This is a genomic window from Jeotgalibacillus sp. 10bf12, from assembly GCF_055597105.1.
The window spans coordinates 2,699,381-2,720,923 of sequence record NZ_CP200276.1; the positions used below are offsets into that span (position 1 = coordinate 2,699,381).

24 protein-coding genes, 2 pseudogenes and 2 riboswitches are annotated in these 21,543 nt (G+C 40.6%); of the genes and pseudogenes, 7 read left to right on the forward strand and 19 right to left on the reverse strand.

Annotated elements, in window-relative coordinates; translation table 11 throughout:
- Positions 1–72: 72 nt before the first annotated feature.
- From DH10bf12_RS14040 to DH10bf12_RS14095, 12 genes are all read right to left on the reverse strand, one after another.
- Positions 73–618 (reverse strand): SpoIIIAH-like family protein, encoded by a 546-nt coding sequence (locus tag DH10bf12_RS14040; RefSeq protein ID WP_471735884.1) that lies wholly within the window; start codon positions 616–618, stop codon positions 73–75.
- A 12-nt stretch (positions 619–630) separates the two neighbouring features.
- Positions 631–1,194 carry a hypothetical protein gene (locus tag DH10bf12_RS14045; protein ID WP_471735885.1) on the reverse strand — a complete coding sequence of 188 codons (564 nt, stop codon included), beginning with the start codon at positions 1,192–1,194 and terminating at the stop codon, positions 631–633.
- Between the two features lie 14 nt (positions 1,195–1,208).
- Entirely contained in the window at positions 1,209–1,706 is a 498-nt protein-coding gene (locus DH10bf12_RS14050) for a stage III sporulation protein AF (protein ID WP_471735886.1), read from the reverse strand.
- 1 nt (position 1,707) lies between these two features.
- Entirely contained in the window at positions 1,708–2,811 is a 1,104-nt protein-coding gene (locus DH10bf12_RS14055; protein WP_471735887.1) for a stage III sporulation protein AE, read from the reverse strand.
- Positions 2,812–3,225: a stage III sporulation AC/AD family protein gene (locus DH10bf12_RS14060; RefSeq protein WP_471735888.1), complete on the reverse strand. Its 414-nt coding sequence runs from the start codon at positions 3,223–3,225 to the stop codon at positions 2,812–2,814.
- Between the two features lie 9 nt (positions 3,226–3,234).
- Complete coding sequence (gene spoIIIAC / locus DH10bf12_RS14065; RefSeq protein WP_404403740.1) at positions 3,235–3,441, reverse strand: stage III sporulation protein AC; 207 nt, start codon at positions 3,439–3,441, stop codon at positions 3,235–3,237.
- An 18-nt stretch (positions 3,442–3,459) separates the two neighbouring features.
- Positions 3,460–3,960: a stage III sporulation protein AB gene (locus DH10bf12_RS14070; protein WP_471735889.1), complete on the reverse strand. Its 501-nt coding sequence runs from the start codon at positions 3,958–3,960 to the stop codon at positions 3,460–3,462.
- On the reverse strand, positions 3,957–4,829 hold the full coding sequence (locus DH10bf12_RS14075; protein ID WP_471735890.1) for a stage III sporulation protein AA: 873 nt from the start codon (positions 4,827–4,829) through the stop codon (positions 3,957–3,959). The genes DH10bf12_RS14070 and DH10bf12_RS14075 overlap by 4 nt, the downstream gene beginning before the upstream one ends.
- A gap of 99 nt (positions 4,830–4,928) precedes the next feature.
- Positions 4,929–5,489: an elongation factor P gene (gene efp / locus DH10bf12_RS14080; protein WP_471735891.1), complete on the reverse strand. Its 561-nt coding sequence runs from the start codon at positions 5,487–5,489 to the stop codon at positions 4,929–4,931.
- Positions 5,490–5,592: 103 nt separating this feature from the next.
- Positions 5,593–6,651, reverse strand: coding sequence for a M24 family metallopeptidase (locus DH10bf12_RS14085; RefSeq protein WP_471735892.1), 1,059 nt, complete (start codon positions 6,649–6,651; stop codon positions 5,593–5,595).
- Complete coding sequence (gene aroQ, locus DH10bf12_RS14090) at positions 6,638–7,096, reverse strand: type II 3-dehydroquinate dehydratase (protein WP_471735893.1); 459 nt, start codon at positions 7,094–7,096, stop codon at positions 6,638–6,640. The genes DH10bf12_RS14085 and aroQ overlap by 14 nt, the downstream gene beginning before the upstream one ends.
- 60 nt (positions 7,097–7,156) lie before the next feature.
- Positions 7,157–7,618 (reverse strand): YqhR family membrane protein, encoded by a 462-nt coding sequence (locus DH10bf12_RS14095; RefSeq protein ID WP_471735894.1) that lies wholly within the window; start codon positions 7,616–7,618, stop codon positions 7,157–7,159.
- A gap of 170 nt (positions 7,619–7,788) precedes the next feature.
- Between DH10bf12_RS14095 and DH10bf12_RS14100 the strand changes: the two genes are divergently transcribed.
- Complete coding sequence (locus DH10bf12_RS14100) at positions 7,789–8,733, forward strand: DUF1385 domain-containing protein (protein WP_471735895.1); 945 nt, start codon at positions 7,789–7,791, stop codon at positions 8,731–8,733.
- A gap of 35 nt (positions 8,734–8,768) precedes the next feature.
- A complete protein-coding gene (locus DH10bf12_RS14105; protein WP_471735896.1) occupies positions 8,769–9,164 on the forward strand; it encodes an SA1362 family protein in 396 nt (131 codons plus the stop codon).
- 73 nt (positions 9,165–9,237) lie between these two features.
- Here DH10bf12_RS14105 and DH10bf12_RS14110 read toward each other — a convergent pair whose 3' ends face one another.
- Complete coding sequence (locus tag DH10bf12_RS14110) at positions 9,238–11,754, reverse strand: vitamin B12-dependent ribonucleotide reductase (RefSeq protein WP_471738244.1); 2,517 nt, start codon at positions 11,752–11,754, stop codon at positions 9,238–9,240.
- Between the two features lie 417 nt (positions 11,755–12,171).
- Here DH10bf12_RS14110 and DH10bf12_RS14115 point away from each other — a divergent pair, with 417 nt between their 5' ends.
- Positions 12,172–12,552 carry a rhodanese-like domain-containing protein gene (locus tag DH10bf12_RS14115; RefSeq protein ID WP_471735897.1) on the forward strand — a complete coding sequence of 127 codons (381 nt, stop codon included), beginning with the start codon at positions 12,172–12,174 and terminating at the stop codon, positions 12,550–12,552.
- Between the two features lie 50 nt (positions 12,553–12,602).
- On the opposite strand, the gene gcvPB is transcribed toward DH10bf12_RS14115, so the two are convergent.
- Genes gcvPB through gcvT form a run of 3 tightly spaced genes read right to left on the reverse strand, consistent with a single transcriptional unit; the run spans position 12,603 to position 16,532 of the window.
- On the reverse strand, positions 12,603–14,078 hold the full coding sequence (gene gcvPB / locus DH10bf12_RS14120) for an aminomethyl-transferring glycine dehydrogenase subunit GcvPB (protein WP_471735898.1): 1,476 nt from the start codon (positions 14,076–14,078) through the stop codon (positions 12,603–12,605).
- Positions 14,071–15,414 (reverse strand): aminomethyl-transferring glycine dehydrogenase subunit GcvPA, encoded by a 1,344-nt coding sequence (gcvPA, locus tag DH10bf12_RS14125; protein ID WP_471735899.1) that lies wholly within the window; start codon positions 15,412–15,414, stop codon positions 14,071–14,073. Before gcvPA ends, gcvPB begins: the two co-directional genes overlap by 8 nt.
- Positions 15,415–15,434: 20 nt before the next feature.
- Positions 15,435–16,532: a glycine cleavage system aminomethyltransferase GcvT gene (gcvT, locus tag DH10bf12_RS14130; protein WP_471735900.1), complete on the reverse strand. Its 1,098-nt coding sequence runs from the start codon at positions 16,530–16,532 to the stop codon at positions 15,435–15,437.
- A 76-nt stretch (positions 16,533–16,608) separates the two neighbouring features.
- Positions 16,609–16,688, reverse strand: a riboswitch (glycine riboswitch).
- Positions 16,689–16,691: 3 nt separating this feature from the next.
- Positions 16,692–16,782: riboswitch (glycine riboswitch) on the reverse strand.
- A gap of 138 nt (positions 16,783–16,920) precedes the next feature.
- On the opposite strand from gcvT, the gene DH10bf12_RS14135 reads away from it, so the two are divergent.
- A complete protein-coding gene (locus DH10bf12_RS14135; protein ID WP_471735901.1) occupies positions 16,921–17,442 on the forward strand; it encodes an SNF2-related protein in 522 nt (173 codons plus the stop codon).
- Here DH10bf12_RS14135 and DH10bf12_RS14140 read toward each other — a convergent pair.
- The gene (locus DH10bf12_RS14140; RefSeq protein ID WP_471735902.1) at positions 17,420–17,854 is read right to left on the reverse strand and encodes a hypothetical protein; all 435 of its coding nucleotides are present in this window, start codon (positions 17,852–17,854) and stop codon (positions 17,420–17,422) included. The genes DH10bf12_RS14135 and DH10bf12_RS14140 overlap by 23 nt on opposite strands.
- 27 nt (positions 17,855–17,881) lie before the next feature.
- The gene (locus tag DH10bf12_RS14145; RefSeq protein ID WP_471735903.1) at positions 17,882–18,931 is read right to left on the reverse strand and encodes an IS1595 family transposase; all 1,050 of its coding nucleotides are present in this window, start codon (positions 18,929–18,931) and stop codon (positions 17,882–17,884) included.
- 74 nt (positions 18,932–19,005) lie between these two features.
- On the opposite strand from DH10bf12_RS14145, the pseudogene DH10bf12_RS14150 reads away from it, so the two are divergent.
- From DH10bf12_RS14150 to DH10bf12_RS14160, 3 genes and pseudogenes are all read left to right on the forward strand, one after another.
- Positions 19,006–19,536 (forward strand): annotated as a pseudogene (locus DH10bf12_RS14150) (SNF2-related protein); the annotation flags it as partial.
- A gap of 123 nt (positions 19,537–19,659) precedes the next feature.
- Positions 19,660–20,049 (forward strand): annotated as a pseudogene (locus tag DH10bf12_RS14155) (helicase-related protein); the annotation flags it as partial.
- 166 nt (positions 20,050–20,215) lie between these two features.
- Complete coding sequence (locus tag DH10bf12_RS14160; RefSeq protein WP_471735904.1) at positions 20,216–20,875, forward strand: YqhG family protein; 660 nt, start codon at positions 20,216–20,218, stop codon at positions 20,873–20,875.
- Here the strand turns inward: DH10bf12_RS14160 and DH10bf12_RS14165 are convergent.
- Entirely contained in the window at positions 20,867–21,352 is a 486-nt protein-coding gene (locus tag DH10bf12_RS14165; protein WP_471735905.1) for a shikimate kinase, read from the reverse strand. The two genes, DH10bf12_RS14160 and DH10bf12_RS14165, sit on opposite strands and share 9 nt — an antisense overlap.
- Positions 21,353–21,543: the final 191 nt, after the last annotated feature.

Below are 21,543 nucleotides of genomic sequence, written 5' to 3' on the forward strand. Positions count from 1 at the left end.
TCGTCCAAAATTAATTTTCACGCACAAAAAATGCTCTTAAAGCCTCAAATGAGTGGCTTTAAGAGCATTTTTTTATTCAGCGGGTTCAAACATCACTGATACGAAAGTATTTTCGCCCATTTCTCTGCGTCCTAGCTGAACGAGTTCATTAGCTGCTTCTTTTGAGTGCTCATGATCGATTGATTTTACCGTGATCAATACTCTTTCTTCATCTGTTCTGACCAGTGCATCCTCATAACCCATTGCCCGGATCATTGTTTCGATCAATTTCTCTTTGGACTCGAGTCTGTTAAGCTCTTCCATCGCTTCATAGGCTTCGTCTTTTTCCGCTGCAGAAAAGTCAGCTGAAGCGACCTTTGATGTCAGTTGCTCTTTCAGTGCACTTCTTTCATCCTGAACTTCCATTCTCAGTACGTTAAACAGATCCTCCGGTGAAGACTCAGTTGACACTTCTACTTCATCTTCGAATACCCACTCTTCCCCATCTTCGCTGCTGACAACTTCAGCATCATCATATGTAACCGCAGTCTGGGAGGTCGGCGACATGACATAATATACTGACAGTACCACTACAAGACCGATCATTGTCAGCAACCAGACAGTTTGTTTTTTCAACATTTGTTCATCCCCTTATTCGTATGGTATGACAGCCACCCTGTGTGTAGACACATCGAGCGCTTTAGAAACCGCTTCAATTATTCTTTTTTTAACCCCCGCTGACTCTGAACCTTCAGCCGCGATCAAAACGCCTGAAACCGGGGGTTTTTCAACATACTTTAATACCGGCTCTGCACCCGGTGACGCTTGTCCGAATACGACTTCTGATGTTGTGGATTTTCTTCCGGATACAGACTGCTGGTTGTCCCTTTGCTCTTCACCATTATCCTGTTGAATGGATTCATTACGCTCATAAATCAATCGTTCCCCACTGCTGAGCGTAATCATGACATCGACTTTTGAAGTACCCAGTGATTTTTTTAAAAGGGATGTGATCTTCTTTTCAAGCTGTCGTTCGAGATCTGTTATCTCAGCTGCCTGATCTGGTGAATCCAGCTCGACGATATCAGGCTCATCAGGCGCTTTCCCCTGAGTCAGGATCATTACTCCAATAAAAAGCAGTAAAATGATAATCGGGATTTTTTTTTGAAATGTTGGATCTCTCGATGAAAAAACAGCTTCTTTAATTTTATTCATCCTGACCTCCCATGTTAATCAGTGATCACAATATCTTCTTCATGGACTTCAAGCAGTGTTGCTATCTCCGATAAGAGTTCTCCGCTGTCCCCCTTATACTCGTCCTTCATTGATATAACCACCTCATATTCTTCACCCTGACTGATGATCTGAATAGACTGGATCTCACATTTGCACGCTTGTTCAATTAACGGGTGAAGACTTTGTTCACTTTGTTCTAATATGTATGCAGTCTGATCAGCTGACATGCGTTCAATTACTGCTTCACCATTGATTTTTTCTTCTGAAACCCATTTCTCAATTTTGTCAGGAAATGAAATCGTGAATGATTCAGCATCATTGATCAGATGTTTAACAGGGTTAAGGAACCAAAATAAAAAGATCAGACCTGCCGTAAATTTGATAAAAGGCTTCCAGACGTCAGTCGGCGTCAATATTTCAGCAACCAGAACCAGCAGGATCAACACTGCCAGTCCTGTTGCCCACTCTGTAAGGAATTGTATACGCCTCACCTCAGCGAATCATGATTGGGATATTACTGATAAACATGACGACAATGATAGAAATAAAGAAAATGCAGCTCGTAAGCAGCAGTGCAGCAGCAAGATGAAACATCCCTTTACTCGCAGCATCCACAGCTTCTGTCAATCTGCTGCCTGCTACAGGTTCCATCATGACAGCAGCCAGACGGTACATGATCGCAATGACAAGCATTTTGATTGCAGGAAATAGTACGATAAGAATCAAAATAAATCCGCCTGCAGCTCCGATCATGTTCTTTGCAAGCATAGAGGATGTCATGACAAGATCAGCTGTATCAGAAACCACTTTCCCAACAAATGGCAGCATTGTACCTGCAAGTGTTTTGACTGACTTTGCTGCCACTCCATCAGCAGCAGCGGCGGCAGAAGTCTGAATGGACAAAATTGAAACTGACGTCACAGCAGTTACACCGAGTATCCAGAGTCCTGCCTGTCTGCAAAGCGCAGCTACTTTCCCCATGCTGTAACGATCGGATAAACAATTCAGCTGATCGAAGAAAATTGAAAAAATAAATAAGGGTATAATCACAGATTTCATTAAAAAAGTGATGACATAAACCATGGCAAGAAGAATTGGAAAAGATGCAGCTGAGGTAGCAGGTCCTCCTGAGAGTGTAATGGACGCGATATATAATGGCAGCAGACCGTTTAAGAAAGAAGCTGTGGTCTGAAGCGATTCAAATATGACTTCTAGCATCAGCTGAATGCTTGAAGTGATTGTAATTAACACCAGCCCCATCAAAATGAGCGGACTGACTGATGCTACTTGACTGCTATTGAATGACTGCTCAATTACATGTATAAAAGAGCTTAACAGTAATAATAATATTAACCAGAAAATCAAATGAAGATGATCAGTGATCTGCACCATTGAGTAGGCGATCAGCCCCTGAACCCATCCCCATATTCCTTCATCAAAAGAAAACATAACGTCCCATATCGAGATGTCGCTTGAAGCGGGAAGATAATCTCCATAGGAATCACGTATTTCATCCCAGTAACCTGTCCATTCAGCATGATCCTGCTGTTCAAGCTGATTTTTTAACAGTTTCTCTGCTTCCTGATGCTCATTCATTTAGCGCCTTCCTTGCAGCATATTATCGGGCAACAACTGAAATATTTGTTCGAGCAGCTCAATAAAAACTGGAAAAGCAATTGTTAATATTAACAGTTTGCCTGTCCATTCTATAATCATTGCTAAAAGGGGCTGTTCGAGCTGTTTGACAAGATGAATGCAAATCTCTGATACAAACGCGATCACAAGTACTTTTAATAAAACAATTGAATACTGATGCAGTCCTGGTACATATCCCGTTAGTTGCGTCAGCAGATAAGAGGCTTCTCTGATTTTTGTAATGAGTTCATTAACCAGATAAACACTTCCGCAAAATGCAAGCAGCATCGCGATAAGAGGTGATCGCTCCTTTAAAAGAAGTGCCAAAAAACCGATTAAAAAGCAAATACCGGCTGTAACCAGCAGCTCCTGCATGTTTAATCCTTAATCGTAAAACATAAGGATTGATCTGACAGCTTCAAAAAAGTCACCAAGCGCCTGTATAACAATATAAAGCACATACATTGCTCCAAAAAAAGCAAGCCACTGCGCATAGTCTTTTTTTCCGGCCTGTTCAAGTACTGTATATAAAAATGCAACAGCAAGGCCGATGCCGGCAATTTTAAAAAGCGTTTCTCCATCTATATACACCCGCGATCTCTCCTGGTTTCAAATAAGCAGCAGTACTGCAATACATCCGGTCATAAAACCAATCGTTCTGTAGATCTTCACAAACTTCTGTTCCATGTCAAGTGCTTCTTCATACCTCGCCTGAATACCGGCAATTGTAAAGGAGAGCTCTTTCTCCACTGAATCAATATGAATATTTTTAAATGCATCACTCACTTTTACAAGCCAGTTCAGATCTTCTTTTTTTAAGCAGGTAAAATACCTGGAGACGTTCTGTTTCCAGACGAGATGAAATGGTGCAGTAGCCATATCCTTTTGAACCAGCCTTAAAAAGTCACTCAGCGTTGATCCTGTTTCACATTGTGCATCAATCATTTCAGAAATAGATGTTCTGCGATCTGAGACTTCCCTTTCCATCCATTTGCAGAGCCTCAGACACTCAAGCAGCAGCTGTCTTCTCCTTATTAATAATGAAGCCCTTCTCATACCCTCGAGTGTAAAACCTAATATGACACAGACTGTCCCGATTGAAAAAATCATCCGCTATCAATTTGATAATTCAGTTTACTGCATTTGACTAAAATAAGGTCTGTCAGATTCATCAAAGAGGACAACTCTTTTTTCTGCTTTAACTCCTGTGATGATTCTGCATGTGCAGTCACCATCATTTTCACCCCCGCAGAGATAACTTCCTCTACCGCTAACGCATCTGCAACTCCACCAATTTCATCGACCGCAATTGTGTCAGGGGACATTGCTCTCAGCATCATTTTCATCCCCCGTGTTTTCGGACACTTGTCCAATACATCAATATTCTCACCGAAAGTAAGCTGGGGCACCCCTTGATAACAGGCGGCAATTTCTGATCGTTCATCTATCAGGGAAACCGTTTTAGCCGGTATAAACTTATACCCCTGTGAGACAAACCTTACAGCATCCCTGATAAAGGTGGTTTTCCCACTTCCTGGTGGTCCAAAGATAAGAATGTGGGGCCACTGATCGTTATTTGAACGCCAGATCTCACTCATAATTTCGTTTGAACTGCCTACAAATTCACGCGCTATACGGATTGAGAATGAAGAAATATACTTAAACGTGGGAACATGATTCAAGCTTTCCGTCATTTCTCCAGCAACGCCGATCCGGTGACCGCCTTTTACAGTTATAAACCCTTCTGAAAGTTCTTTAGCGATTGAATAAACAGAGTGATCAGATACTTTTTCAAGGAGCCTGTGACAGTCTTCCTCAGTTGTCATGTAAGAGATCGTCTGATAACCATCTTTCAACTTCAATACGATCTGCCTGTCTTTTCTGATTCTGATCTCATTTACAGATTCGAGACATGGACCTGCTGATGCCATCACTTTTTGAGCTATATGATCCGGAAGGAACGAGAATATCTGGTGCATGAGGGTCTCCTTCGTGTTTTACGACTATCTTATTGAAGCGGAGGTTATATTATGCGGAATAAAAAAAACTGCCCGGTTTAAAGGGCAGTTTCAATAGGATTATTGAGTGCGCGATACATAAGACCCGTCAGTTGTGTTAATGACCAGTTTGTCGCCTTCATTTACAAAGAAAGGTACGTTGACAGTCAGTCCTGTTTCAACTGTCGCCGGCTTGGAACCGCCGCTTGACGTATCACCTTTAATTCCAGGCTCAGTTTCTGTTACAACAAGTTCTACAGTGTTTGGAAGCTCCAGACCTAACGTTTCAGCCTGATACATCATAATCTGTACATCCATGTTTTCTTTAAGGAATTTCAACTCATATTCAATTTGCGGAGCAGGAAGTTCAATCTGCTCATATGATTCGTTATCCATGAATACATGCATATCTCCATTTGCATACAAATACTGCATACGTTTGTTATCAATCTGAGCTTTGGCAACCTTTTCACCGGCTCTGAACGTTTTTTCCTGTACTGCTCCAGTACGAAGGTTACGCAGTTTGGAACGAACAAATGCTGCACCCTTACCAGGCTTCACATGCTGGAAGTCCATTACGCGCCAGATTCCGCCATCTACTTCTATTGTTAAGCCTGTTTTAAAATCATTAACTGAAATCATTTTTATTCCTCCGTTTTCTTCGAAAATGTCTCTGTTTACCGCTAGTAATTGTATAGACTTTCAGATGAAAAGTAAACGTCCATTTTCATTGATCTCATTTATTTTATAAGATAATCAGATCTTTTGTCGAGTGAGTCAGGGTTTCGTTTCCGTTTTCAGTGATGACGGTGTCATCCTCAATTCTGACTCCACCAATTCCAGGAAGGTAAATACCCGGTTCTACTGTAACGACCATATTTGGTTCAAGTTTCGTTTCAGATCTTGAAGACAGCCCCGGCCCTTCATGTACTTCCATCCCGAGACCGTGACCAAGTGAATGACCAAAATATTCACCATAACCTTTAGAAGTTATATAATCACGTGCGATTGCATCAGCTTCTTTTCCAGTGAGTCCAGGTTTGATTTCTTCCATTGCTTTAAGCTGAGCATCCAATGTTACCTGATAGATCTCCTTCAGCTTTTCGTCAGGTTCACCAACGGCAAGCGTTCTGGTCATGTCAGATGCATAACCTTTATGAAGGGCACCATAATCCAGTGTAACAAAGTCCCCTTTTTCGATTGTTTTGTTGCTCGCTACTCCGTGCGGAAGTGCTGAACGTTTACCGCTGGCAACGATAATATCAAATGATGATGATACAGCACCCGCATTTCTCATAAAGAATTCAAGTTCGTTTGATACTTCAATTTCAGTTCTGCCAGGTTGAATAAAATCAAGGATATGCTTAAATGCTGCATCTGCAATATCAGCTGCTTCTTTAATAATTTTAATTTCACTTGCTGATTTGATTAAGCGCAGCTTTTCGATCGTCCCTGAAAGAGGGATCAGCTCTGCATGAATGTGTTCCTCATATTGCTTATATGTACTTAAGACAAGGTGGTCTGATTCAATTCCAAGCTTATTAATGCCAAGCTTTTTGCACTGATCAGCAATCTCTTTAATGATTGGTTGTTTATGAGTTACTACTTCATAACCCTCAGCCTGTTTTTCAGCCTGCTCGGTATAACGAAAGTCTGTGATAAAGACTGCTTTCTCAGCTGAGATCAATACAGCCCCTGCGGATCCGGTAAAATTCGTCATGTACCTGCGGTTATAAGAGCTTGTAATTAAAATGCCGTCAGCTGTGTCCGCTATTTCACTTCTTAGTTTTTCAATTTTGTTCATGATGATTCTCCTTTACATGTTTAATTAAGGCGTTTAAAGCCATTTCGTACCCATACACGCCAAAACCGGCAATTTGTCCAATTGCTTCAGCTGCGATCATAGACTGATGACGAAACGGTTCCCTTGCATGGATGTTGGATAAGTGTACTTCTGTAACGGGAGTTGTAATCGCTGCTACCGCGTCTCTTAGTGCAATACTTGTGTGCGTGTAAGCAGCCGGATTAAAAATAATTCCTTGGTAATGGTGATCCTCTGCATGATGCAACGCATCAATTAATTCACCTTCGTGATTAGACTGCTTTGCATCTATGATAAAACCATGCTTTTTTGCGACTGAAGCCAGATGAAGCTCAATCGATTCAAGTGTGTCTATACCATAAATTTCAGGCTCTCTTTTTCCAAGCCTGTTGAGATTTGGACCGTTAAGCAGTAAAATTCGATTCACGGCAGTTCGCTCCTTTGCCCTTTACTTCGTCTCACAAACAAATTGTAACATAATCGCAGGTCAATGTTTCGAATCTTTATCTCTGTAAGGTTCCTGATAGGAAATCGAATAGCCGGTAAACAAACCGTATAAGATAAATAATGAATGAAGAGAAACGATCGTCCTCACTTCAAGTGCAACCGGGTTAATACGCCATTCATACAACCACCCAAGAAGCAGCAGCACACCCAATATAAACAGTCCGAAAATAATACCAGTGTAAACTGTATGACTGTTTTTAAAAAACACATAATAAATTAGTGCCCAGATAAATGAAGAAATCAGTAATATACTCAAAAACAGGAGCTCAGTGATCCAGCCGCTTTTAAAATCTTCAGCAATATAAGAAAAGCCGGGTTTTAGCAGCTCCTTCTCAATAAAATGAAAGAACACATAACTTCTATAGATACTGTAAAATATCAGCGCTCCTGCAATTGACGTATAGATGGCGAGTGTAAATCTTTTTATTGTGGGAAACTCCATATCGATCTCTCCTTTTTATCAACCATTATGCCACTGAATTAAATACGTTATTCCGAGCGTCGGACAGTAGAAGAATGACAGATTTTTTAGTAAACTATAATTACCTTATTTATTATCAGCTTTAGCTGATTGATTGAATATTGGAATGTAAGGAATAGGCTGGTGTAAAAATGAAAAATCAAAAACCCGCTTACGGCGGACAGGCAGTAATGGAAGGTGTTATGTTTGGCGGTAAACGTCATACAGTTACTGCAATCAGAAGGAAAGATGATTCAATAGAATACTTCGACCTTCCGAGAAAGCAAAATCCTACTTTTCAGAAGCTTAAAAAAGTACCTTTTTTAAGAGGGATTATTGCGCTGATTGAAGCAAGTGCAAACGGTACTCAGCACCTGAACTTCTCTAGTGAAAGGTATGACGTACTGCCTGAAGAGGATGAAAAGGTTCAGCAGGAACAGAAATCATCAAAGCTTGAAATGGTCTTTGGTATTGCTGCTATTGGTGTTCTTTCATTTTTATTCGGAAAATTTGTCTTTACGTTAATACCCGTTTTTTTAGCAGAGCTATTCCGATTTGCAGTCCCAGGTGATGTTGGACAGGTCTTACTAGAGAGTCTATTTAAGGTGATCCTGCTGTTAACTTATATTTACTTTATTTCACTGACGCCATTGATCAAACGTGTTTTTCAATATCACGGGGCAGAGCATAAAGTGATTAACGCTTATGAAAATAACCTGCCACTATCGGTTGAAAATGTTCAGTCACAATCAAGACTTCATTACAGATGCGGATCTAGCTTTATTCTTTTTACTGTCATTGTCGGCATGTTTGTCTATTTACTTGTCCCGACTGAGCCTTTAACTGCACGGATTCTAAACCGGATTGCACTGATCCCTGTCGTACTTGGGATTTCTTTTGAGGTATTGCAGATCACAAACAGAGTGCGTGACATTCCAGTGCTTAAATTCCTGGGTTATCCAGGGCTTTGGCTGCAGTTACTAACGACTAAAGAGCCTAAGGATGATCAGGTTGAAGTTGCTATTGCTTCATTCAATAAAATGCTTGAAATGGAGGAAGAGGCTGAAAAAGGTTTAAAAAAAGCTGCACTTGTCTAAACTAATAAAAAGGTTTGCTGCGGGAGGTGGCTGCATTGAATGTTAAAAGTATCGTTTTCTATGCCGTTATTGGTCTGGGAGCGTTTGGATTAATTTCAATGATTTTATTTGAACCGGGTTCTCTACTTAGAATGATCCTGATTTACGCACTGATTGCTGCTATTATCTTTGGGATTTACCGTTTCGTAATGTCACGCAGAGGTAACAGCCAGGAAAATAGTGCTTATAAAAAAGCTGTCCGTCAGTCAAAAAAGAAATATCAGCCTGCGAAGCCTTCTAAATCTTCAAAGGTCAGAAAAATTCAGCCTGCACAAAGGAAACAGGCTCAAAGAAAGCCTGCTAAAAAAGCTGGTGCTGCAAGACTGAATGGACCGAAGCTGACTGTAATTGAAGGTAAAAAAGGCAAAAAGAAAAAGAGAATGACACTTTAGCACCTGAGCGATCAGGTGTTTTTGTTTTGATAAAAATGAGGCCTGGACTTTTGTCCAGGCCTCTTAGCAATATTTATAATCCACACTTTAACTGCGCATTACAGTTTGTACATGTGTTACAGCCGCCGATTTCTTTCACTGTTCCTTTGCGGCAGACCGGACACGTGTTACCTATTTCAGATCCGATCGTTACGTTAGTTGATCTTAAATCCTGAATGGTATCAATTAATACCACATTCTGTTTTTCTCTAGGCTTTTGCTCTGTATTTTCTTCAGCCTTTAACGTCAGCACCTGGCTGTCACGGCTGCCGTCCACATATACCGTTCCACCCTTAGCGCCACCACGATATAATCGCTCATACACACTTTCAACCTGTTCAACCGAGTAGCCTTTAGGGGCATTCACGGTTTTAGAGATAGAACTGTCAATCCATCGCTGGATTACACACTGTGTATCAGCGTGCGCTTCTGGCGCAAGCTCCATTGCCGTTACGAAGAATGAAGGCAGCTCTTCACCTTCAGGCTTATTATTCATATCAAGATATTCTTTTACGATATCTGCTTTTACTTCTATAAACTTACCAAGCCGGCCACTTCTGTAATACGTGTAAGAGAAGTAAGGCTCAAGGCCTGTTGCAACCCCTACCATTGTCCCTGTGCTGCCTGTAGGTGCAACTGTCAGCAGGTGTGAGTTACGGATCCCGTTCTCAACAATACCCTGCCTAACCTGCTCAGGCATCTTCTTCATGTAGCCGGTATTGATAAATGCTTCTCTGAGATGTTTCGTTTCTTCTTCTGTTTCGCCTTCAAGGAACGGAAATGACCCGCGTTCTTTAGAAAGTTCAACAGATGTTTCGTAAGCTGTTACAGCGATTGTTTCAAAGATTTTATCTACTAATTGATTTCCCTCTTCTGAACCGTATTCTTTTTCACAGTAAATCAGAAGATCTGCAAGACCCATGACCCCAAGGCCTACACGACGCTCCCCAAGCGCCTGTTTCTTATTCTCTTCAAGAAAATAAGGTGTAGCATCAATCACGTTGTCCTGCATTCTTACGCCTGTTGCGACAGTTTCTTTCAGTTTGTCAAAAAGCACTGTTTTGTTTTTCTTATCTGCAAACTCTGCAAGGTTAACAGCAGCAAGGTTACAAACGGAAAATGGCGCAAGTGGCTGTTCCCCGCAAGGATTCGTAGCGACAACCTGCTGGCCGTATGCTTTTGCATTTGTCATATCGTTCGCGTTATCAATGAAGAAAATACCAGGCTCAGCTGAATAAGTTGCACAAATATTAATCAGATTCCAAAGCTCTTTTGCCTTGATTGTGCGATAAGTTCTGACTTTATTTCCCTGCGCTTCCCACTTACGTACATCTCCAACTTCATGCCACTCTTTGTTATAACGTGCCATTTCTTCTTTAGAGTATGCCTCTACATGAGGAAATCTCAGCGCATAGTCCTGATCCTCATCTACAGCTTTCATAAAATCATCAGTCAGACAGACAGAAATATTTGCACCGGTCAGGAAGTCAGGATTGTGAACTGAGTAATTGCCGCCTTCAGCAAGCCTCTGCTTCGCATCATCAATAATTTCCTGATTAAATCCACCAAACCCTTCAATGGTTTCGTAGTTGACAATGCTCTGATACATTGCCGACTCCTGCTCAGTAAGTGGTGTGAATTTAAGCTTTTCCTGAGCAATTTTCTTAATGAATTCATCGTTTGTTGTTTCAAGAAGGAATCTCAGAATTCTTGGGTTCTGCATTTTAGAAATAATGAATTCAATAATATCCGGGTGCCAGTCTGAGAGCATAATCATTTGTGCGCCACGTCTTGATCCACCTTGTTCTACAAGATGAGTCAGCTTCGCGATATCATCAAGCCATGATACAGAGCCAGATGATTTGCCGTTTACACCTCGGGCAAGTGTATTTCTTGGTCTGAGTGTAGAACCGTTCGTACCAACACCACCACCACGGCTCATAATCTCCATTACCTGCTTACGGTGATCTGAAATGCCTTCTCTTGAATCCTGAATAAACGGCATGACGTAACAGTTAAAGAAGGTTACATCTGTTTTTGCCCCTGCACCGTATAACACACGGCCAGCCGGAACAAATTTCATGCTTGAAAGTTCCTGGTAAAACTTCTCTGTCCATTCCTTCTGCAATTCCTCAGTCTTCTCAACAGATGCAAGGCCTGTAGCATTTCTGAGTGCAATCTGCTCATAGTAAACTTCAAGAGGCTTTTCAATCACATCAAGTGACCGGATAATTATACCTGATTCAACTTCTTTCGGTGTATCCAGTGAATTTTTAAACTCATCCTCCACCTGAACTGAAGCGATACCTTTTTCCCAGTCAATTTCTTTAATGAAGCCGAGGCCGCGTGCCGGAAATTTCGGATCTTCTCTGACAGTCAGTACGACGAAATCTCCCTCGCTTAACGTTTTCTTCTCAGTGTCCTTGAACGCATAACGGTCTAACATAACGAGCCTTGAAACACCCTTATGTGTCAGCGTCATGTCTTCTGTGATCGGGTGAACCACCTCGAACAACTGAATATCCTCATTTAATTTTTCTTTATTTAACATTGGTGCTGATGCTGATATCTGGGCCACTGCCATTTCCCCTTTCGACATATATCTTTATTAAACAGCATGTTAAGTATTTAACTACTGTATGTATTACCAATAATATAAACCCTCAAACCAAAAAACACAACATATTGTGTTTAGGTTTTTATCACCTATACAATATATAGATTTTTGTGTCAATTACAAAATTCTTGTCAAATCCAATAAACAGAGAAAAACTGATGAATACTGAGAGAAATTAAGAAAACATATTGGATATTTGTCATTTTGAAATGATTTCATACTTGTTCTTTTTCATCAAGTGATGTCCATGAACTTGTCAAAAACTGATCAAAAAACTGATTATTTTCTTTGAACTTATGACACCCGGCTACTATAATAAAGAATAGTGTGAGATAGAAAGGGGTTAAAAACTTGGAGTCATTATATGTACTGATCATTGTGCTAGCAGCCATTATTCTTTATTCAGTTTTTACTTACTTCAGACAGAAAAAAATTCTGAAGTCATTAACTGAGGAAGAGTTTAAAGCTGGCTACCGTAAAGCACAGCTGATCGATGTCCGTGAGCAAAAAGAATATGACGGGGGTCATATTTTAGGAGCAAGAAATATTCCATTATCACAACTGAAAATGCGACTTGGTGAAATCCGCGCTGATAAGCCGGTTTATATCTATTGCCAGAATGGAATGAGAAGTGGCCGTGCAGCACAACTGTTACACAAAAAAGGCGTAAAAGACCTTTATCAGCTGCAGGGCGGATTTAAAAAGTGGACAGGTAAAATCAAACGTAAATAGTTTTAGACATAAGCAAGGCCTCCTGAACTGATCAGGAGGCTCTTCTTATTTTAGACTTCTACAGCTTCTTTTTTCATGTATCTTAAAACCGGCTTTCGTGCTGCCTGTGTTTCATCGAGGCGGCTGATCACAGTCGTATGCGGTGCTTCCTGAACGATTTCAGGATTTTCTTCCGCTTCTTTTGCAATCTGGATCATGGCTTCAATAAATGAATCAAGTGTTTCTTTTGATTCAGTCTCAGTTGGCTCAATCATCATACATTCCTCAACATTGATCGGGAAATAGATGGTTGGCGGATGGAAACCAAAGTCAAGCAGTCTCTTTGCAATATCCAGCGTACGGACACCAAGCTTTTTCTGTCGTTTACCACTGATAACGAATTCGTGCTTACAATGTCTGTCGTATGGCAGATCAAAATATTCAGCCAGTCTTCGCATCATATAGTTCGCATTGATTACTGCATTCTCACTTACTGCCTTTAAGCCATCAGGACCCATTGTTCTGATATAAGTGTATGCACGGACATTGATTCCGAAGTTACCATAATAAGGCTTCACACGACCGATAGAGTCCGGACGGTTATAGTCAAACGTATAGCCTGCTTCTGTTTTAACAAGAACCGGCTTAGGCAGGTAAGGAATCAGATCCTTCTTCACGCCAACTGGACCTGAACCGGGACCACCCCCACCATGAGGACCAGTGAATGTTTTATGAAGATTTAAATGCACAACATCAAAGCCCATGTCACCAGGACGTGCTTTAGCCAGTACAGCATTCAGATTCGCTCCATCATAGTACAACTTTCCTCCAGCATCATGGATAATTGAAGCCATCTCAAGAATATCCTCTTCAAACAGTCCAAGCGTATTTGGATTTGTGAGCATCAGCGCAGCAGTCTGATCGTTTACTACTCTCTTCAGATCCTCAAGGTCTACTAAGCCGTTTTCGTTTGATTTAACAGTTACCGTTTCAAAGCCTGCAACAGTTGCAGAAGCAGGATTCGTTCCATGGGCTGAGTCAGGTACGATCACTTTTGTACGGTTGAAGTCTCCATTTGCTTCATGGAAGGCTCTGATCATCATCAGCCCCGTCCACTCACCATGTGCGCCTGCAGCCGGCTGCAGTGTTACTTCATCCATACCTGTAATTTCAATTAAGTGTTCCTGAAGATCATACATCATTTCCATCGCACCCTGGACAGTGCTTTCATCCTGAAGCGGGTGAATGTTAGCAAATCCGGCATAGCGTGCAACAGCTTCATTTACTTTCGGATTGTATTTCATCGTACAGCTGCCAAGCGGGTAAAAACCGGAGTCTACTCCATGGTTTCTCTTAGACAGAGCTGTGTAGTGTCTCATAATATCAAGCTCTGATACTTCAGGCAGCTCAGGAGATTCCTTACGTACAAAACCTTCAGGAAGCAGATCCTCAACATTCGATTCCGGCACATCGAGATCAGGGAGACTATAACCGATTCTTCCTTCACGTGACATTTCAAAAATTAACGGCTGGTTCTCATTACGCATATTGTTTCAGCTCCTCTGCAAGTAAGTCAATCTCTTCTTTTGTCCGCTGCTCTGTCACTGCAATCAGCATCTGATGTTGACGTGTATCAAAGTCTCTGCCAAGATCATATCCGCCAATGATGTTTTTCTTCATCAGGGCCTTATTCACTTCAGAAACAGGCTGGTTAAGCTCTACCACAAATTCGTTAAACGTATACCCGCCATTTATTACAGGTAATCCCGCTGCCTGCAGCTGTTTCTTAGCGTATGCTGCTTTTTGAAGGTTCTGATGGGCAATTTCCTTAATACCCTGTTTACCAAGCGCTGTCATTGTTACTGAAGACGCAAGTGCATTAAGGGCTTGATTTGAACAGATATTAGAGGTTGCTTTGTCTCTTCTGATATGCTGCTCTCGCGCCTGAAGTGTTAATACATATCCACGCTGTCCTTCTTCATCATTTGTTTCCCCAACCAGACGGCCAGGTACTTTTCTCATGAGCTTCTTTGTTACGGCAAAATATCCGCAATGCGGCCCACCAAAGGATTGTGGAAGACCAAACGGCTGTGCATCACCCACAACGATATCTGCTCCAAATTCGCCCGGAGGTGTAAGTGCACCGAGTGATAAAGGATTTGAAGATACAACAAACATGGCCTTACTGCTGTGAGCAAGCTGTTCAATCTGATCCAGCCTTTCAATCTGACCAAAGAAATTTGGATATTGCACCATCACTGCAGCGATCTCATCTGACATAAGTGCTTCAAGTTCATTAAGATCTGTCACACCATCTTTTTCAGGTACCGTGATGACTTCAATATGCTGTCCGGCTGCATACGTTTCAAGTACCGCTTTTGATTCGGGATGAACCGCACCTGAGACAAGCACTTTCTTACGCTTCGTCTGACCTGCAGATAACATGGCTGCTTCCGCAAAAGAGGTGCCTCCGTCATACATTGATGAGTTGGCTACGTCCATCCCGGTCAATTCAGCAATCATTGTCTGAAATTCAAAGATTGCCTGAAGTTCGCCCTGTGAGATTTCAGGCTGGTAAGGTGTATAGGCTGTATAAAATTCTGACCTTGAAATGACGTGGTCCATGATAACCGGTGAATAATGATCGTATACACCTGCTCCAAGGAAAGATGTATTCTTCTGAGTATCAGCATTTTTTCCTGCAAGCTGTGCCAGTTCCTTCATTAAAGCTGATTCAGTCTTCGCAGGCTTGATCTTTAATTCTCCTTTAAAACGTACTTTTTCAGGAATGTCCTCAAAAAGTTCTTCCACTGATGAGACACCAATAGTCTTGAGCATTTCCTTCTGATCCTGTTCAGTCATTGGTAAGTAACGATGCTTCATATTTGCTGCTCCCTTCTTATTTACCTTTTATAAAATGGAGATTTTACAACTTCGGCTTTTAATTTCTTTTTTCTGACTTCCACTAAAACTTCCTGACCGAGTGAAGCAAATGCTTTATCAACTAGTATATAACCTATATTTTTGCCAAGTGATGGAGACTGCGTTCCAGTCGTTACAAATCCGATTTCAGTATCGTCTGCAAACACTTTGTATCCATGACGCGGAATTCCTTTATCAATCATTTCAATCCCCACTAACTTACGTGGCGCGCCATTTGCTTTTTGTGCTTTTAATATATCCTGTCCGATAAAAGCTGTCTCTTTATCAGGCTTAACAGCAAACCCAATGCCAGCCTCAATTGGAGAAATGTCAGCAGTGAGCTCCTGCCCGTACAATGCAAGTTTTGCTTCGAATCTAAGTGTGTCACGCGCACCAAGTCCACATGGCAGCAAACCATCTTCTTTACCTGCCTCAAGCAGCTCTTTCCACAGCTTTTCTGCATCTTCAGGATTGCAGTATAGTTCAAATCCATCTTCACCTGTGTAACCTGTTCTTGAAACAAGCACTGATGCACCGTTTACATTCACGTCAGTTTTGAATTTAAAAAATGTAATCGCACTCAAATCTTCTTCAGTCAGCTTTTGAAGAATACTTTCAGCCTTAGGTCCCTGCAGGGCAAGCTGAGCAACGTGATCTGAAATGTTTTCTACTGTTACATTGTCAATTTTATGCTGCTGGAGCCATTCCACATCTTTCTCGATGTTAGACGCGTTGATCACAAGCAGATAATCATCTTCACCTTTTTTATAAACAAGCAGGTCATCAACCGTGCCGCCATTCTCGTAACACATAGCTGTGTACTGTGCCTGTCCGTCTTTAATTTTACTAATATCGTTTGTCATCATTTTCTGAAGGTAAGCAAGACTGTCTGATCCGGTCACTTTCACTTCTCCCATGTGGGAAACATCGAATAAACCTGCATTCTTTCTTACGGCATGGTGCTCTTCTTTGATACTTGAAAACTGTACCGGCAGCGCCCATCCTCCAAAATCAATTACTTTTCCGCCAAACTCTTTGTAAGTGTTAAAGAGCGGGGTTTTTTTCAAAGTGTCATTCATCAGGCTTTCCTCCTTATATTGGTCCAGTTACAAATACATACAAAAAAGGACAGGGATACCCCTTTTAAAAACGGGTCCCTGTCCTTTTCACCTGAAAGTTTTACCTTGCGGCTTTCCTCTTTGGTGGTTTCATCTAATGAGAAACACTCTCCAGAGTTGCGTCCGGCAGAAGTCTTTTTGCCTGAGAGATTCACGGATCAGTTTGCTCCTTCGGCGCTCTTTATAAAAGAGTCTCTCCCTCTGCTTTCATTCGCTTATATTTGTTTAATAAATGGACACAATAACAAATAGTTTATTCATTTCTTTCTGATTACGCTTAAAATCATCTTTATCGTACCATCATCTTTCAGTTACAACAATCATTAATTGCAATGAAGGGAGATTTATTATGTCTATTTCAATTGTTTCTGATGAAGAAAACTGGAAAGAAAGTTTTCTGTCATATTTATATTCACCTAAATCTCCAAACTTCCATTTAAATCATATGGTACGACAGCTTCACCAGGAGATGACTGTAGGAGAAGGCGAATTGAAATCGATGGGTGCAATGATCTCATTTAGACCACTTCCCCATCAGGTTGATGCAGTTAAAAAAGTTGTTTTTGATATGAATGGACAGGCGATTCTTGCAGATGAAGTCGGTCTTGGGAAAACAGCTGAAGCAGCGATGATCTTAAAGGAATTACAATTGAGATATCTCGTTTCTTCTGTCCTGATACTTGTTCCTTCATCATTAGCCGGACAATGGCAGACTGAATTAAGCAGCCTTGGCATCTCTTCAATGATTCATAAAGGAAAGGCTATGTTAAATTTTAATGTTGATTTTATGAACACAAAAAAGATTCCTTTTTTTAGGAATCTTTTATATCTATTTTTTAGAAATTGTTTTATTCAAGGTTGCCTGAGATAGTATTAAAAGCTGTTTCATCACCATTATTAAACAATTTAATGGTATCGTACTCTTTATCTAAACTTACTTCATAATACAATTGATTTTCGATTTCTGAGTCATAATTAGTTGTTGTATCTGTATCGTAAGAAAGATGGAGATTATTCCCTTCTGCTACTACGTTAAAATTATTGAAACTATTTGCCGAGTCTCCTTGTTCAACGTTATAACCGTTTAAATAAACCAATACAGAATTGCTCTGTTCATCGTTGTATAAATGCACTCCGTTCTCTTTATCAACACTATTAAAGAAGTTTCGTACTTCTTTTGGCAATTCATCCACCTTTTTCTCAGAAGACGATAATGTTTCGCTATGTTGGCAAGCGTACAACAAACTTGTACTCATAAGTAAGAAAAATAATGACTTTTTCATAATGCTCCCCCTGTTATTTTATTATATTTATACTGAAAATTTGGATAATCTCAGTTTATCATATGTTTCGACAATTGGAATTAAATTCCCTTTAATTATCATATCATTGACTGTCACTTCGTTCAGTTGGTGCTGTATGCTTTCAAGCACCTGGAACCACGTAAGGTAATTATCAAGATATTTGGTTGCTACACCGTTAAAACGCTGTATCCATCCTTTTAGTCTGCTGTGATAACTGTTGACGTTTTGGATATGATAAAGACCCTTTGTGCGGACCTTCCCGTCTGATTTAAACTGATAAATGGTCATACCTTTGTCAGTAGCGTAGGTTCTGAACGCTCGCCAAGAGTCTGTACATAAAATATTTTGAGATGACAGTTTTTGACCAATGGCTTTTTCCAACTGCTCTTTTTTTATTCTACCTACACCAAGGGTTGTCGAAACTGTATTTTTGTCACGGTCTCTTGCTACTAAAACACAGACCTGTTCCTTGCTGATACCACGTTTCTTTGCTGTTCCGCCACGTTTACGAGATTTTCTGCCTACAATTTTCTTTTGCCCTTTTTCAGAGTACAGGAAATAGGTCTCGTCCATTTCAACGATACCCTGAAAATCCGCTATTTCAATTTGCTTTAGCGCTGATAATAATTTATGTCTCCAGTAAAACAATGTGACGTGGGTTACACCTTTAACCATTTCAGCTGACTTACGGAGGGAATACCCATCAATCATACATTCAATGAACTTTACCCATTTATTCAGACGGCGGGTTCTATAAAGTGCGGTGTTGGTTAAATCGGTGAAGGTGGTAGCGCAGGATTTACAGCGATAACGTTGTTTCTTTACTTCGTCACCATCTACAAGAGTAGTGTATTTGCCAAATCTGACAACTTGTTTGGATTGGCAACGAGGGCAGGTGTACCCTTGCTTGTTTTTGCGTTCAGAAATCTCTTGTAAAACGTTTCCTGTTGAAGAGGAGGCAGTGAGAGCATCTATAAGAAATGCTCGAAGTCTTTGTTTTTCTGCGGGATTTAATTTTTGTATTTCCTTAATAATATCTGTCGCTCTCACTGCCATCACCAGCCTTTAGTTGATACTTTCATTATAGAACAAACGTTCGTAAAATTCAAATATCAACATTAGCCTTTAACATAGCCAAAGGAAAAAAAGAATGGAGAACTTTTCCTGTAACGATCGCTTCGATCGACCTTTTAAAAAGAGAGCCTTTTAAAACCATATTTACCGACCTTTCATTTGATCTTGTGATTGTGGATGAAGCACATAAACTTTCTAATCCCAAGACAATGAATTATCAGTTTGTCGCTTCTTTAAAAAGAAAGTATCTGCTTTTGTTAACAGCAACACCTGTACAGAACAAATCTGATGAGCTTTATACACTCTCTACGCTGGTCAAACCGGGATTGTTTGAGGATAAGAAACAATTTAACAGATTGGCAAGGGAGAATACTGATGATTTCCATGACCGGATCAGTCAAATGATGATCAGAACAAGAAAGAAAGATACCGATATTAAATGGACCAGCCGAAAAATCGAAGTGAAATGGCTGGAACAAAAAGGATATGAAAAAGAACTTTACGCGGCATTGGAAAAAGCATTTAGAGAACTGAGAAGATTAAACACCCACCAGTTCACTCACCTGACTTTACTCAAACAGGGTTGCAGTTCAAGTATTGCGTTGTTAAAAGCACTTAGAAGAGAGCAACACAAAGATATATGTCACATTCTCGGACCCATCTTAAACGTAACTCCCGATCAGCTGGAAACAATTAAGGGAAAAGAGATTTTGAATATTATTAAAAAGCGACAGGATAAAGTGCTGATTTTTACTCAATACCGGGCAACGCAGCTTTATTTGCAATGGTATTTAAAACAGCACGGGGTATCTTCAGTCATGTTCAGGGGAGGTTTTAAAAAAGGGAAAAAGAAATGGATGACCGACCTTTTCAGGGATCATGCGGATGTTATGATCGCCACCGAAGCCGGGTCGGAAGGGCTGAATCTGCAATTTTGCAGCTGCGTGATACATGCGGATCTTCCCTGGAACCCGATGAAGCTTGAGCAAAGAATCGGAAGGGTTCATAGGCTGGGGCAAAAGAAGGATGTTGAAATCATTTATCTATTAAACCGGCATACGATTGAGGAGCGGATCTGGACGCTACTCAATAACAAAGTTCATTTGTTTGAAACGATTATAGGCAAACACGAACAAATTCTTTCACCATATAAAACCGAGGCAGAAAAATACCTGGAGGATGCTTTGATGAATTCAAGGTCTGAAAATGAAATAAAATACAAGTTAAATTTACTTGAAGATTATTTAGCAAATGAGGGCATAAATAATGACAGAAAAATACAGACTGGTGATTGAATACTTAAAATCACTTGGAGCAATCGTGACAGAATCCTCCGGCAAAGCGGCTGTCCAGCTGACTGAACAGCTGGACAGACAGTTTATGAACAGGCCGTTTTACTGGCATTACAGGGATGCAGTGCAGAAGCCGGGGGATCCGCTCCATATTATCATGACAAATTTTCACTATGCTGAGATGCATAAAGATGTTATTCAAATATATCCTGACCACCCGATTTTCCAATCAATGTTTCATGCAGCGCAAATTGAAAACAGATTCTATACAGCTTATGAAAATACAGAAGCTTTAAGAGAATTATTTCCATGGATCACGATTGACCTGACTGCAGAGGCGGTGCCCCCTGGCTCAGCAAGTATAAGGTTTAATGGACGTATGTCACTAATAACCGGACGTGTAGTAATGACCGAACCAAATAGCCTTGAAGGTCTACTGACAGCTGACCGTCCAAACGGGAGCATACTCCGGCCGAATAAAGTCCCTTATGAAACTGCATTAAATAGATTAAATCATCAACTTGAAAAGTATATTGAAAAACAATTTAACCTAACAATAAAAGAAATTGAAAATTCTGATTTTATTCATACTTATCATATTTCTGCAGGGCTGGTTTATCTACGCTCACCTTAATAGTGAAATCATTTCTGAAACAGTCTCCCGGGGTGAACAATTTGATACTGAAACCTGATAATTGGCTACGCTCCTGTATTCCCTGTCTCTCTTATGATAAAGATTTTTTAACTCTTCATAGGGTTTTGCTGCAACCGGTCTTGAAGTATCACCCTGTATTCTTGCATATAACTCTTCAAAAGGTGCATGAAGATAAATGATTGTCCCTTTATTCAGCATCCACCGGCCGGTTTCTTCCAAATAAAGTATTCCGCCACCAGTGGCAATGATCTCTGCATCAGTTTTTTTTAATGAATCAGCTTCAATTTTCCTGAATGCCATTTCTCCATCTTCTTTAAAGATTTCACTGATCTTTTTATCAGCCTGCTGTTCGATTTCATGATCCAGATCGATAAAAGAGAGATTTAACTCCTTACTCAACATACGACCTACTGTTGATTTACCGGCACCCATAAAACCGACTAAATAAATTTTCATGTGAGATCTCCTTTTTATTTTTGCTTCATCATACACGAAATCTATGAAGATGCCTATTGATGACTCCATAATTCCTCTGCAGCATCCCGGTAATACTCACTCATCATCTCTGCGTGGCGCACCCGATCAACAGTTATCTGGGCAATGACAGTTGAGGCGGACAGCAAAAGAATAAAAAACAGCAGAACCGG